We start from the raw sequence: 13,590 nt of genomic DNA on the forward strand, positions 1-13,590 counted from the left end.
TACACCATGTGAGAGCTTGAATTAATACTACTTTTATTTGATAATGTTAGTTAGCTAATGAATACCATAAATATAGGGGTTGAAATGTCTAATATAAATGAAGTTGGTAAGATTTATGAGCGTCCTTGGGGCACTTATCAAACAATAAATTTTACAGATAAAAGTCAAACTAAAATAATCACTGTAAAGCCTAAAGGACAGCTTTCACTACAAAAGCACTTTAAAAGAGCGGAGCATTGGGTCGTTGTAACAGGTACGCCTACTATAACAGTCGATAAAAGCGTAAGAGAGTATGGTGTTGGAGAACATGTTTTTATTCCTAAAGAAGCAGTTCATAGGTTAGAAAATTTCACAGATAGTGATATTCAAATAATCGAGGTACAAGTGGGTGACTACCTTGGTGAAGATGATATTGTTCGTTTAGAAGATATCTATAAACGTGATTAATTCTTAAAAATTGTTCTAAAAAGTTTACCTATCATCTCCCTATCATCTAAAATACTCTTATAAAGATTTTTGAATAGTTGGAGAAATAATGTCTATAAAATCGAAAGCAGCCGTTGCATATAAAGCTGGAGAACCTCTCTCAGTTGAAATAGTAAATGTTGCGTTACCAAAAGATGATGAAGTTTTAGTAGAAATAAAAGCTACTGGAATTTGCCATACTGATGCTTTTACATTATCTGGAGCAGATCCAGAAGGGCTTTTTCCTGCTATATTAGGACATGAAGGTGCTGGTGAGGTTGTAGCAGTTGGTAAAAATGTAACCTCTGTTAAACCCGGCGACCATGTCATTGCACTTTATACGCCAGAGTGCAGGGAATGTAATTTTTGTCTAAATCCAAAAACTAACTTGTGTCAATCAATAAGAGAAACTCAAGGTAAGGGTCTAATGCCCGACGGTAGCTCTCGATTTACAACACAAGACGGTAGAGAGATTTTCCATTATATGGGTTGCTCAACTTTTTCAAACTATACTGTCTTACCTGAGATAGCGGTTGCTAAAATTCGTAAGGATGCACCATTGGATAAGGTTTGTTATATTGGCTGTGGTGTGACAACTGGAGTCGGTGCAGTTGTTAAGACGGCTAATGTTGAAGCTGGTGCAAGCGTTGTTGTATTTGGTCTGGGCGGGATTGGATTGAATGTGATTCAGGGAGCTAAACTGGTTGGAGCAGGGCAAATTGTTGGTGTGGATATTAATAGTGATAAAAAAGAATTGGCTGAAAAATATGGTATGACAGACTTTGTTAATCCAAATGAGATTGATGAAGATTTGGTGCAACACCTTATTAGATTGACTGGTGGTGGTGCTGATTATAGTTTTGAGTGTATTGGTAACACTGAAGTAATGCGCCAAGCTCTTGAATGTGCTCACAAAGGCTGGGGTGAAAGTATAATTATAGGTGTTGCTGGATCTGGACAAGAGATTTCTACTCGACCATTCCAGCTTGTGACAGGCCGTACTTGGAAAGGCTCAGCTTTTGGTGGTATGCGTGGTAGAACAGATGTACCAATGATTGTTGACTGGTATATGGATGGTCGTATTGATATTGATAACCTTATTACTTCAAATATTAAAATAGAAGATATTAATAAAGGTTTTGAAGAAATGCATAATAATATAAGAACAGTAGTTACTTTTTAGATTATTTATATATTTAGTTGCTTTGGTCAACCTCGCAAATGCTAGAATTTCTTGGCTTATCAGTAAGTTAATTGCTCAGGTACTACTTTAGGTATAGTAGGCTATATTTGTAAGTTAGAGAAATATTTAGGTTAATTCATTATCAATATTGATAATGAATTTATTAAGTAAGGAATTATAGGATAAGAAGAATTTAGAGAATAAATTATTTATTGTTATAAACTTTAATAGCTTTGTCTAGAAGTTCTAGAGCTCTTTTAAGAGCCTTTTCTTCTAAGATGTATGCAATTCTTATTTCGTCTTTACCAAGACCTTTAGTCGCATAGAAATCTGCAGCAGGAGAGACCATAACAGTCTCTTTATTATCATCAAAGTCTGTTAATAACCATAATGCAAACTTCTCAGCGTCATCAATAGGTAGTTTTGCAATTACATAAAAAGCACCTGTAGGCTTTTCACAAACTACATTATCCATTTTTGAAAGAGCTTCAAAAGTGATGTCTCTTCTTTTTTGGTATTCTGTGTTTACTTCTTTTAAGTAATCTTCTGATACTTCATAAAGAGCAGCTGAACCTATTTGTTCAAGAGTTGGTACACATAGTCTAGTTTGGCATAGTTTTGTAACTTCTTTGATGAAGTCTTTGTTTTTTGTACAAAGAGAGCCGATTCTAGCACCACAGGCGCTATATCTCTTAGATACAGAGTCAACGATGATTACGCGATCTTCAACACCTTTGATATTGCCAAAAGATGTACAAGTAAGACCATCATAAGTGAACTCTCTATAAACTTCGTCACTTATTATAAATAAGTCTTTTTCTTTAGCTACTTCTGCTAGTGTTTCTAACTCTTCTTTGGAGTATACAACACCAGTAGGGTTGCCAGGGTTAGAGATCATAATAGCACGAGTTTTGTCAGTTACACATGCAAGTATTTCTTCTTTTGAAGGTAAATGAAAGCCTTCCTCAGCTTTTGTTGTGATTGGCTTAATTGCCACGTCAACAGCAGTTGTAAAACCGTTATAGTTTGTATAAAAAGGTTCTGGTACAAGTATTTCATCACCAGCGTTACAAATTGCAATAGCAGCAAATATCAGAGCCTCTGAACCACCGTTTGTGATAAGGATTTCATCTTCAGTGAAGTCCATGTCAAATCTTTTGTAGTATTTTGATATAGCCTTGATTAAGCTAGGCTCGCCATTAGCTACTGAGTATGCGATAGTCTCTTCATCAAAAGCTCTGATAGCATCCATAAACTCACTAGGAGTTTTGATATCAGGTTGGCCTATATTTAGGTGATAAACCTTTTTGCCTTGTTTTTGAGCGGCTATGGAATATGGCACTAACTTACGTACAGGAGAGGCTTGCATAGCCTTAACTCTTCTTGATAATTGCATTTAGTAAATCCTTTTTGTTTGATATTGGTTTAAGATATACAAGTTGATTATAATATATTTTCAAAGCTTAAAAAATTATAAATTAGTAAAAATAAGCTAATTATTCAACCTTTTCACTTATTGTTGATTTTACATCAAGTTTAACTTGTTTATCGGAACTATTTGTTGCTTTGATTTCATAAGCGCCGTTATCATACTCTATTTTTGATATTCCACGATATCCTTCACTTTTTAATCTTTTGAGTATACTTATCAATGTATTAATACTATTTCGATATTAAATGTTTAAATACAGTCTTGCAAGTGGTTTGATATTAATCAATTTAGAATTCTTACAAAAGCATATATAATAATTAAGTTACAATATTTCGAGTGATATTAGTATGCTACAACATCTGGCTATTAAAAATTTTGCGATCATAAAATCTACAGAAATTGACTTTAGAGAAGGTATGACTGTCCTGACTGGAGAAACAGGGGCTGGTAAGTCGATCTTGCTTGATGCTTTGAGCTTTGTGCTTGGTGCAAGGTTAGAAAAAACTTTTTTACAAGATGGTAATGTAACCGAAGTTTCGGCAACATTCTGTATCAAAGATAATAAAAAGGCAAAAAAACTCTTAGATGAGCTTTTTATTGATTATGAAAATGATGAGTGTACATTTCGGCGAGTAGTTAATAAATCTAAACAAAGTCGCTTATTTATAAATGGTAGTGTTGCCAAATCTACTGATGTCAAAAAAATCTCAGATAAGCTTATAAACATTTATAGTCAAAACTCTCATCAGGATTTGCTTGATCCCAAGTCACAACTAAGTTTGCTGGATAGTTTCGCAAATAATGATGATATATTGAGAAAAGTTTCAACGGTGTTTTATCAACTGCAAAAAGTAAATTCTGAGATATCAGAACTTCAGGAGTATGTTGATGGGCAAAATAGCCAAAGAGAGTTATTGGAGTATAAGCTTGATGAGCTTGTAGCTCTAGAGCTTGAAGAAAATGAGTTCGAAGAGTTATCTAAGCATCAAAAGAATCTCTCGAGTGTTGATGATATTGGCTATAGTCTTAATCATATCTCTAATTTGATGTATGATTCAGATACTAATATTATATCAATGCTAACAGAACTTGAAAAAGAAGTGTTAAAGTTAGATGAAACATCTTTCAAAAGTCTTCAGGAGCTGATTTCTCAAACTAAGGTGTATGCTCAAGAAAGTTATGATGAAGCACAAAATAGACTAGAATCCTTGGAGCAAGATCCAGAAGCACTATCAAGAGTCGAGCAGAGAATGGGTGAGATATATGATTTTGCACGTAAACATAAAGTTGAGCCAAACTATATGTATCAGTATATCCAAGAGCTTCATGGTGAGCTAGAGAGTTTTAGTCAAGACGGTGAAAGGTTGGCTCAACTAAATGAACAAAAGCAAAAACTTGAGCAAGAATATGATAGCTATGCACAAGAGCTAAGCCAAGCACGCCAAGCCACAGCAAAAGAATTTTCTAAACAAGTTGAGAAAAATATTCGCTCCCTAAATATACCGAAAGGTAGCTTTGTTGCGCAGATTTTATCATCTCAGAATAAGACATCTAAAGGTATAGATGAGTGTCAATTTATGATTAACTTTAATCTAGGTGAACAGCTTGCACCAGTTAGAAAGGTTGCTTCGGGTGGAGAGCTAAGTAGAATAGGGTTATCAATACAAGCAGTATCGGCTGCTAAGAGATCTTATCCAACTTTAGTATTTGATGAGGTTGATGTCGGTATATCTGGTGCCACTGCAGAGATTGTTGGTAAGTTACTCAAGAAGCTCTCAGAGAGACTGCAGGTGTTGTGTATAACACATCAGCCACAGGTGGCAGCTCAAGGTCATACACATTTGCATGTTACTAAGAAATATCTCAAAGATACTACAGAATCAAAAATTATCGAGTTAAATCAGCAACAACGTATTGAAGAAATAGCTAAGATAGTAGGGGGAGTAGATATTTCAGAAAATACTCTATCACATGCTAGAGAGCTTTTGGGTTTATGATTGCCACCGGTCTTATTTTGATCTTTTGGATTATCTTTACAAAAAAAAGCAGACATTCCCACTCAGGTCGGAATCTTTAGACGATTAGTAATATATGTAGTTACAGATTATTGATCTGTCAGTTGCTATATATGGTTATGTAAGACAGCACATTGTGCTGTCACTACAAAACAGAAACCTGTCATTCTATGGCTTGACCATAGAATCCATAGAAAAATAATGATTATGGTTAAAAAATGGATACTACGGTCGGAGCCGTAGTATGACAATATAAAAAAACAAGCAGACATTCCCAATTAGGTGTGAATCTTTTGGTTTTATTTACCCCATTTTTTATTGATGTTTGCAACACACCACCTTTTTTAGATTTATATAAACAGGTATATATATGATTTGTAGCAATGTTATATTTGAGTTATTAGAACATAGATACAAAGTGCAGTATAATTAGGGTTAGTAGTATTAAAATTTTAACTTCTAATCTGATTATACTGCCAAGAGCTATATTTATCAGAAGTTTGAGTAAAAGCACTTGGAGATATGTTTTCAGCTTGGTTAGTATCTAGTCTTTCAACATTTACTGAATTATTGACACTAGATTGCAATGAATCCATGGCAGTATTATATTGCTCATAAGAGCCATTATAGTCACTATCGAACCCTTGACTTTCAATGCCATTAATTGAACTAGATACGTTTCTTTGTTCATTTTGAAGTTCTAAAGATCTTGCATTTGCATCTTGCCTATTTGTGTCATATATGTCTATTTGTTGGTTGAAGTATTCAGCAGCTTCTGTAGCATTGTTATAGTTGCTACCTGCTTGGTTAGACATAGTCGCTTGTGTACTATCAATTCTACCTTGGTAGTAGTCGACACTATTTTGCCAAGATGTTGTATCAACACCATCTGCTGCATTATCAATTAGTCCTTGATAGTAGTCTAAATTAGACTGATTACTTTGTATGTTTTGATATTTTTGGTAATCACTGAAAGCAGTATCTGCATTGCTTTCAGCTGAGCTCATAGCACTTATAAGGTCATTGTATTGACTATCTTGTACTAAGGCTTCTGTTGTTCTATTTTGCCATGCTGTGACAGCGTTGCTATGAGCATTCATTAAGGCACTATCAAAATTTGCTCTTTGCGATTTATATGCTTCATAATCACTATCTTGATTTTCACTAGATGCATTGCAACCGCTTGGTAAGATACTACTGCTAGGAGCCACATAGGAACCACTATTATTATAAAATTCAAAATTAAGCCCAAAATAGCCATCATTAATACTAGACTCTTCTTCAACTATAGATACTGAACAAGTCCATTTAAAAGTATTGTTTTCAATACTCGGTGAAAGAGCTATCTGATAGGTTTTTCCATTGATATTGCTTACACCTACGATTCTACCATTATGTCCAACTATATCACTCATGACATTGGCATTTTCATTGCCAATGTCAGTATAATCTGTGACATCAAAACTTTGTAACTGCTGTTCAGTTGATACGCCATGGCTGATAAAAAAATCTTGAACATCTTTTTTATAATTATCTAAATTAGCAAGAGCTTCTGTAAGCTTAGCTCTAATTGTATAATTTGAATATGCTGGTATTGCTACAGCTGCTAAGATTGTGATAATTGCGATTACAACCATCAACTCAACCAATGAGAATCCTTTTTTAAGATTATGGTTTATCACGGTGATTAGATTAATAAAAAATTAATTTAATTATATATTATAAAAGTATAAATTCAATTGCATAATTTATATCAATATGCCAAATTTGAAATTATGAGATCGTTTGGTATCAATTTGTACCTGAGAGATATTTTGAAATAATACAGAATCAAAAATTATCGAACTAAATCAGCAATAGCGTATTGAAGAAATAGCTAAAATAGTAGGGGGAGTAGATATTTCAGAAAATACTCTATCACATGCTAGAGAGCTTTTGGGGCTTATTTAATTTTAAAATAAATTAAAAAACACCATCTATTTTATTGTGGGCATAATGGTGTTGGTAGCTGGTTAGCTTGGAAGCCTAAGCTAGTACATTCCCAAGTCATAGACTGGGCAGCAGTGTTGTAATATGGTGTAAGGGTAATGCTACCGCTGACAGGGGCTGTGAAGTCAATGATTATAGAGCTACTTGAAACAGAGGTCGTGTAGCTTAGAGAAGATGTCGATTCTGATGGAAGTCTTTTGCTATTAAAACTAGCATTAGCACCGCTACCGGTAGAGTTGATGTTAGTCATATCTCCAGAATGCATTACTATTTCAGCTATATCCATTTTGGTTGAGCCTATGGCTGTTACAGCAGATCCAACTTTTGAACGAATTACATAGTTTGAATATATTGGAAAAGCTACTGCAGCCAATATTGCAATAATTGCAATCACAACCATCAGCTCAACCAAAGAAAATCCTTTTTGAAATTTAAGCATATTGTACAAAAAAAGTTAGTCATTACATCAAGTATAAACTAAATATTTTTCTTTGTAGAGATAAACCAAATAAATTAATTGGATAAAGTAAAAGAATAAAGAAGAATATAAGAGAAAAATTATGCACCAGTACAAGGACTTGGTAGTAAAGCCTGCGCAATCTCAGCTTGTGTAGCTGTACCACCTAGAGCAGGAGAACTCGCATTAACCGCAGAACCACTAGAAGATATTGCAGAACTCGTTGAGATACAGTTCCAAGTTACAGAACCACCGTTATTGTTTGGAGAAAGTATAACACTACCAGATACTGGACTTGTGAATGTAAGCGTAATATCACCTGCAGTGTTAACGCCAGTACCATAAGCCATACCAGTCTTCTGTTCTCCAACATAAGTAACGTTTGAGTCCCCATTAACACTGTTTGCTAAGTTCTCAGCTACTTGAGCTTTAAGACCACCAACCGAAGCTAATGCAGTACCAATCTTAGCACGAGTAGTGTAGTTAGAGTACATAGGGATAGCAACTGCTGCTAAAATCGCGATAATTGCGATCACAACCATTAACTCAACAAGTGAGAAACCTTTTTGGATTTTCTTTTTCATAATTTGTTTTCCTTTTAGTTTTTGTTTAAATTTTAACAATCCAGCAAATTAAATCTAATTAACTGTAAGCTACATTATATTCTCTAGATTACATTATGCAAGTATTTTCATTATTATTGCATTAATTTAATATTCCAAAATTTAATTTTAACTAAACTAATGATTTTCATTATCACTTAACAGCAATTGTCGTAATATTTAACTTGATAGTCTAGGTTTTATACAGCAATATACGATTTATTTATAACCTAACAAAATATGTTAGCGATATGATATTCTGCTATAATTAGAAGTTCTGATGAATATTGATTATTGAGCGCTTATGCTTAAAGATGTACTAAAAACTAATTTCCAAAGTTTAAAAGAAACTTTCAAAAGACCTAAGCAACATAACTATCATCTACCCAAGTATTTACAGCTCAGATACTTGTTTGTACCTATATTAATCTTAGTGGTCTTTGCATTCTACAACTTGGATACCCCTGTTGAAAATTATATTAAGCATTCTATGCCAAAGGCTATTGACACCGCTTTTAGGCATATTACTGATGTAGGTAAGGCTGAATATATCTTGATAATATGTGGTCTGGTAGTTTTAGTAAGACTATTTACCAATATTGATAAGCTTTCTAAGAGTACTGAAATTGCTTTTAATAAGATTTGTATATATTCAGGGTTTATTTTAGCAACTGTAGCGATTAGCGGTATTGTGGGGCAAGTGCTTAAAGTTATAATTGGTAGAGCTAGACCAAAATTTTTCTTGGAGTACGGATCACACTATTTCCAGCACTTTCATGCACCAGGTTATGATTTTGCGAGTATGCCTTCGGGGCATTCAATCACTGTTGGAGCTATGTTTATAGCGTTTTTTTATATTTTTCCAAAATTTAGATATTTATGGTACGTGCTTATAATTGTGTTTGCAGGTAGTAGAATTATAGTTGGCTCTCATTACCCAAGTGATGTGATTTTTGGAGTGGCTTTAGGCTGTTACTGTACTGCATATATATACTACTGGATGTTAAATAGAGATCTATTTCCCAATAAATTGTGATAGTTGATTTAGGTTAACTATATGTTAATTTAAGTTTATAAAAAGATTTCTAAAAAAGCTCCAAAGATTCTGATAAATTTGGTATCATATTGCATATCATTTTTATTCATTAAGCTAAGTAATCAAAAAATGACTTTAATCGATGGCAAAAAGCTTTCTATAGATCTAAAAGAGAGATTAGCAGAGCAACTTCAAGAGTATAAAGATCAAACAGGTATAGTTCCCAAATTAGTCGCAATAATAGTAGGTGATGATCCTGCAAGTAAGACTTATGTGGGCTCAAAAGAAAAGGCTTGTAAAAAAGTTGGAATAAATTCAGAAGTTATAACACTTCCTGATGCGACAACTGAGCAAGAGTTGCTTGAGCTTATAGACAAGCTCAACAATGACTCTAGCGTGCATGCAATTTTGGTACAGCTTCCGCTACCAACCCACATTAATAAGCAAAAAGTTATTTATGCAATCAAACCAGAAAAAGATGTTGATGGTTTTCATCCGACAAATGTTGGTAGGTTGCAACTTAGAGATAAGAAATGCCTAGAATCTTGTACACCCAAGGGAATCTTAACTATGCTCAAAGAATATGGCATACAGACAGAGGGAGCTCATGCTGTTGTTGTAGGAGCTAGTAATATTGTTGGTAAACCTGTTTCTCAATTATTATTAAATGCTAAGGCAACAGTTACAACATGTCATAGATTTACTCAAGATCTTAAATCTCATACTACTAAAGCTGATATACTAGTAGTAGCTGTAGGTAAACCAAACTTTATCACAGCAGATATGGTCAAAGATGGTGCTGTGGTCATAGATGTTGGTATTAACCACGTTGATGGTAAAATAGTTGGTGATGTTGATTTTAAAGCAGTGAAAGATAAAGTTGCGGCAATCACTCCAGTACCGGGTGGTGTTGGTCCTATGACTATTACAGAACTTCTTTATAACACTTTTCAATGTGCTCAGGAATTAAACAGGTAGTATCTAGCAAAGATTTGGAGTTGTTAAGAGATTTTTATAGTAAAACTTAGTATAACCAGTTCATTAAAAAAGGAAGAAAAATGGCAGGCTTAAAATATGAAGATGCTGGTGTAAATATCGAAGCTGGGAATCAGGCTGTAGATAGAATGAAAAATCATGTGAAAAAAACATTCACAAAAGATGTCTTAACTGGTTTAGGAAGTTTTGGATCACTTTACTCACTAAAGAGTGTCATAAATAACTATGATGATCCAGTGCTAGTCCAATCAATTGATGGGGTTGGTACAAAAACAAAAGTTGCTGTTATGTGTGGCAAGTTTGAGAATCTTGGTTATGATCTTTTCTCAGCAGCGACAAATGATATTGTTGTAATGGGCGCTAAACCAATCACTTTTTTAGATTATGTTGCTCACGATAAGCTTGATCCTGTTATTATGGAAGAGCTCGTCAAAGGTATGTCAAAAGCATGTGCTGAATGTAGAGTATCTCTGGTAGGTGGTGAAACTGCTGAGATGCCAGGGGTGTATCAATCGGGTGAGATTGACATGGTAGGTGTCGTCACAGGTATCGTTGATAAGAATAAAGTCATCAATGGCGAGAATATCAAAGAAGGCGATGTGGTATTTGGTCTTAGTTCATCAGGTCTGCATACGAACGGATATTCATTCGCGCGTAAATTATTCTTTGATGTCGCTGGTAACAAACATACTGATACATACCCAGAGCTAGATGGCAAAACTATTGGTGATGTATTGCTAGAGCCACATATTAACTATACTAATATTATCCATGACTTCTTAGATAATGGTGTTGATATCAAAGGTATGGCACATATTACAGGTGGTGGTTTTATAGAGAATATTCCAAGAGTGCTACCACAAGGATTAGGTGCTGAGATTGTTAAAGATAGCTTTGAAACTCCTGCTATCTTTAGAGTTATGCAAAGAATTGGCGATATTAGTGAGTTTGAGATGTATCGCTCATTTAATATGGGTATAGGTATGACTATAATAGCTAGCCAAGATCAATTTGATAAGATGAAAGAGTTAGCTAAAAAGCATACAAATACCAAACTATATCAAATAGGTAAGATTACAAATACAGGCAAGGTGGAAATTATCTAATGATTGATAAGCAAATCATCATCAATAATATACAAAATGTTTTAAAATCAACGGATCTTAATATCAAAGATAAATACACAGGTAAAGTTAGAGATATGTACTTTACTGATGATAAAAGTATTTTGATATCAACTGATAGACAGTCAGCTTTTGATAGGTCGTTAGGGTTTATTCCATTTAAGGGTCAGATTCTTGCTCAATCATCAGTTTGGTGGTTCAAAGAAACTGCTCATATTGTCAAAAATCATTTTATAGCTTCTCCAGATGCAAATGTCGTAATAGCAAGAAAGGCAAAGGTGTTGCCAATTGAGTTCGTAGTTAGAGGCTATATAACTGGCTCAACTTCGACATCATTGTGGACTCATTACAAAAATGGTAGTCGTGACTATTGTGGTAATATTCTCCCAGAGGGTTTGAAAAAGAATCAAAAGCTACCACAAAACATTTTAACACCTACAACAAAAGAGCAAGACCATGATAGACCAATTTCTGCTGAAGATATCGTCAAAGAAGGTTGGTTAACTCAAGAGCAATGGGATTTTTCTTCACAAAAAGCCTTAGAGTTATTTGAATTTGGTCAGCAGAAAGCCTTAGAACATGGCTTGATATTAGCCGATACAAAGTATGAGTTTGGAGTTGATGAAAAGACTGGTGAAATTATTCTGATAGATGAGATTCATACTCCTGATAGCTCAAGATTTTGGCTAAAAGATAGCTATGCTGAGAGATTTAAAAATGGTGAAGAGCCAGAAAATATTGATAAAGAATTTTTTAGATTATGGTTTGCAAAAAACTGCGATCCATACAATGATGATGTCTTACCTCAAGCGCCGCAAGAGTTGGTTGTAGAGCTATCACAAAAATACATAACACTTTTTGAGATGATAACTGGTCAAAAGTTTGAAGTACCTGTGGATATCAGAAATATTAGTCAAAGAATTGCAAAAAATGTTGCAAATTATTTAAATACGGAGAGTCAAGTGAATATTCTTTTGGTAGGTTCAGGAAGTAGGGAACATGCAATAGCTGAAGCGGTTAAAAGAAGTGCTATTAAGAATAACCTTTTTTGCATAAGCACAGCGGTAAATCCCGGTATTGATAGAATAGCTCAGGGATATAAGGTTGGTGATATTTGTAGCTGTGAAGAGGTTCTTGAGTATGCAAAAGCAGAGAGTATTGATATAGCTATTATTGGTCCAGAGGCGCCGCTTGAGGTTGGTCTTGCTGATACTCTTAAAGTAAATGGTATAGGTGTGGTTGGTCCAACTAAGAAGCTTGCTCAACTTGAAACATCAAAAGGTTTCACAAGAGATCTAATCCGTGACTATGATATAGGAGCAAATCCTTTCTTTAGGAAGTTCTCAACTATGGATGGTGTAGAAGAAACCCTCAAGGAGTATAGAAATCAGTTTGTCATAAAAGCAGATGGTCTAATGGGTGGTAAAGGAGTTCTTGTCTGGGGAGATCACTTACATACGATGAGCGATGCACTTAAGCATTGTCAGTCATTGATAGACGCAGGTAAGGAATTTGTGATTGAAGAGAAGCTCGTTGGTCAAGAATTCTCTTTGATATCTTTCACTGATGGAGAGCATTTTATTCATATGCCAGCTGTACAAGATCACAAGCGTGCACATGAAGACGATAAAGGCCCAAATACTGGTGGTATGGGTACTTATTCAGATGCTAATCATAGCTTACCATTTTTATCAGACTCTGATATAGCTAGAGCAAAAGAGATAAATGAGAAAGTTGCAAAAGCCTTGAGTGACAAGTTCGGCGAACCTTATCAGGGTATTCTGTATGGTGGTTTTATGGCTACCAAAGATGACACAAAAGTTATTGAGTATAATGCTAGATTTGGCGATCCAGAGGCTATGAATTTGCTAACTTTACTTGAAACAGATTTTGTTGAGATAGTGCAAGCAATAACTAACGGTACTCTTGATAAGGTAAGAGCTGAATTTAAAAATCAAGCTAGTGTATGTAAATATCTAGTACCATTAGGATATCCAAATCAGTCAGTCAAGAATTTTGAAATAGATATTTCAAAATGTCCTGATGATGTCGAAATATTCTTAGGAGCTGTAGATTTTAGAGATGGCAAGTTAATTGGTACAGGTTCTAGAGCAATTGCAGTATTAGGTCTAGGTGATACAATAGCTGAAGCTGAGCAAAAAGCTGAAAACGCAGTCAAAAACATTTATGGTAAGCTATTTCACCGTCCTGATATAGGTACCAAAGAGCTTATTAATAAGCGTATTAAGCATATGAATTTATTGCGTGGTAATAAGTATCAGGAGCTATAG

The 13,590-nt window shown here is 34.6% G+C and carries 12 protein-coding genes; 7 read left to right on the forward strand and 5 right to left on the reverse strand.

The window, feature by feature from the left end:
- Window positions 1-84 precede the first annotated feature (84 nt).
- Both FQ699_RS07850 and FQ699_RS07855 read left to right on the forward strand, forming a co-directional pair.
- Window positions 85-447 (forward strand): phosphomannose isomerase type II C-terminal cupin domain, encoded by a 363-nt coding sequence (locus FQ699_RS07850; RefSeq protein ID WP_146421838.1) that lies wholly within the window; start codon window positions 85-87, stop codon window positions 445-447.
- Between the two features lie 88 nt (window positions 448-535).
- Window positions 536-1,648: an S-(hydroxymethyl)glutathione dehydrogenase/class III alcohol dehydrogenase gene (locus tag FQ699_RS07855; protein ID WP_146421839.1), complete on the forward strand. Its 1,113-nt coding sequence runs from the start codon at window positions 536-538 to the stop codon at window positions 1,646-1,648.
- 205 nt (window positions 1,649-1,853) lie between these two features.
- On the opposite strand, the gene FQ699_RS07860 is transcribed toward FQ699_RS07855, so the two are convergent.
- Both FQ699_RS07860 and FQ699_RS07865 read right to left on the reverse strand, forming a co-directional pair.
- On the reverse strand, window positions 1,854-3,044 hold the full coding sequence (locus FQ699_RS07860; RefSeq protein ID WP_146421840.1) for a pyridoxal phosphate-dependent aminotransferase: 1,191 nt from the start codon (window positions 3,042-3,044) through the stop codon (window positions 1,854-1,856).
- 100 nt (window positions 3,045-3,144) lie between these two features.
- Window positions 3,145-3,300: a PepSY domain-containing protein gene (locus FQ699_RS07865; RefSeq protein ID WP_179951684.1), complete on the reverse strand. Its 156-nt coding sequence runs from the start codon at window positions 3,298-3,300 to the stop codon at window positions 3,145-3,147.
- 127 nt (window positions 3,301-3,427) lie between these two features.
- Between FQ699_RS07865 and recN the strand changes: the two genes are divergently transcribed.
- Window positions 3,428-5,077, forward strand: a complete 1,650-nt coding sequence (recN, locus tag FQ699_RS07870; protein WP_146421842.1) for a DNA repair protein RecN — start codon at window positions 3,428-3,430, stop codon at window positions 5,075-5,077.
- A gap of 470 nt (window positions 5,078-5,547) precedes the next feature.
- Here the strand turns inward: recN and FQ699_RS07875 are convergent, their stop codons facing one another.
- The 3 genes from FQ699_RS07875 to FQ699_RS07885 form a co-directional block, all read right to left on the reverse strand.
- Window positions 5,548-6,777 (reverse strand): pilin, encoded by a 1,230-nt coding sequence (locus FQ699_RS07875; protein WP_146421843.1) that lies wholly within the window; start codon window positions 6,775-6,777, stop codon window positions 5,548-5,550.
- 299 nt (window positions 6,778-7,076) lie between these two features.
- Window positions 7,077-7,523, reverse strand: a complete 447-nt coding sequence (locus tag FQ699_RS07880; protein ID WP_146421844.1) for a pilin — start codon at window positions 7,521-7,523, stop codon at window positions 7,077-7,079.
- A gap of 119 nt (window positions 7,524-7,642) precedes the next feature.
- Complete coding sequence (locus FQ699_RS07885; protein WP_146421845.1) at window positions 7,643-8,125, reverse strand: pilin; 483 nt, start codon at window positions 8,123-8,125, stop codon at window positions 7,643-7,645.
- A 322-nt stretch (window positions 8,126-8,447) separates the two neighbouring features.
- On the opposite strand from FQ699_RS07885, the gene lpxE reads away from it, so the two are divergent.
- From lpxE to FQ699_RS07905, 4 genes are all read left to right on the forward strand, one after another.
- Entirely contained in the window at window positions 8,448-9,179 is a 732-nt protein-coding gene (gene lpxE, locus FQ699_RS07890; RefSeq protein WP_146421846.1) for a lipid A 1-phosphatase LpxE, read from the forward strand.
- Window positions 9,180-9,308: 129 nt separating this feature from the next.
- Window positions 9,309-10,157, forward strand: a complete 849-nt coding sequence (gene folD / locus FQ699_RS07895; RefSeq protein WP_013922208.1) for a bifunctional methylenetetrahydrofolate dehydrogenase/methenyltetrahydrofolate cyclohydrolase FolD — start codon at window positions 9,309-9,311, stop codon at window positions 10,155-10,157.
- An 80-nt stretch (window positions 10,158-10,237) separates the two neighbouring features.
- A complete protein-coding gene (gene purM / locus FQ699_RS07900; RefSeq protein WP_146421847.1) occupies window positions 10,238-11,281 on the forward strand; it encodes a phosphoribosylformylglycinamidine cyclo-ligase in 1,044 nt (347 codons plus the stop codon).
- On the forward strand, window positions 11,281-13,590 hold the full coding sequence (locus FQ699_RS07905) for a phosphoribosylaminoimidazolesuccinocarboxamide synthase (protein WP_146421848.1): 2,310 nt from the start codon (window positions 11,281-11,283) through the stop codon (window positions 13,588-13,590). The genes purM and FQ699_RS07905 overlap by 1 nt, the downstream gene beginning before the upstream one ends.

Origin of the sequence: Francisella salimarina (genome assembly GCF_007923265.1) — a bacterium.
Classification (GTDB): Bacteria; Pseudomonadota; Gammaproteobacteria; order Francisellales; family Francisellaceae; genus Francisella; species Francisella salimarina.

What these genes read in the sequence shown, in the direction of transcription:
- lpxE (WP_146421846.1), top strand. Translation starts at nt 8,448, where the DNA reads ATGCTTAAAGATGTACTAAAAACTAATTTCCAAAGTTTAAAAGAAACT.
- FQ699_RS07850 (WP_146421838.1), top strand. Translation starts at nt 85, where the DNA reads ATGTCTAATATAAATGAAGTTGGTAAGATTTATGAGCGTCCTTGGGGC.
- recN (WP_146421842.1), top strand. Translation starts at nt 3,428, where the DNA reads ATGCTACAACATCTGGCTATTAAAAATTTTGCGATCATAAAATCTACA.
- FQ699_RS07855 (WP_146421839.1), top strand. Translation starts at nt 536, where the DNA reads ATGTCTATAAAATCGAAAGCAGCCGTTGCATATAAAGCTGGAGAACCT.
- FQ699_RS07860 (WP_146421840.1), bottom strand. Translation starts at nt 3,044, where the DNA reads ATGCAATTATCAAGAAGAGTTAAGGCTATGCAAGCCTCTCCTGTACGT.
- FQ699_RS07880 (WP_146421844.1), bottom strand. Translation starts at nt 7,523, where the DNA reads ATGCTTAAATTTCAAAAAGGATTTTCTTTGGTTGAGCTGATGGTTGTG.
- purM (WP_146421847.1), top strand. Translation starts at nt 10,238, where the DNA reads ATGGCAGGCTTAAAATATGAAGATGCTGGTGTAAATATCGAAGCTGGG.
- FQ699_RS07905 (WP_146421848.1), top strand. Translation starts at nt 11,281, where the DNA reads ATGATTGATAAGCAAATCATCATCAATAATATACAAAATGTTTTAAAA.
- folD (WP_013922208.1), top strand. Translation starts at nt 9,309, where the DNA reads ATGACTTTAATCGATGGCAAAAAGCTTTCTATAGATCTAAAAGAGAGA.
- FQ699_RS07885 (WP_146421845.1), bottom strand. Translation starts at nt 8,125, where the DNA reads ATGAAAAAGAAAATCCAAAAAGGTTTCTCACTTGTTGAGTTAATGGTT.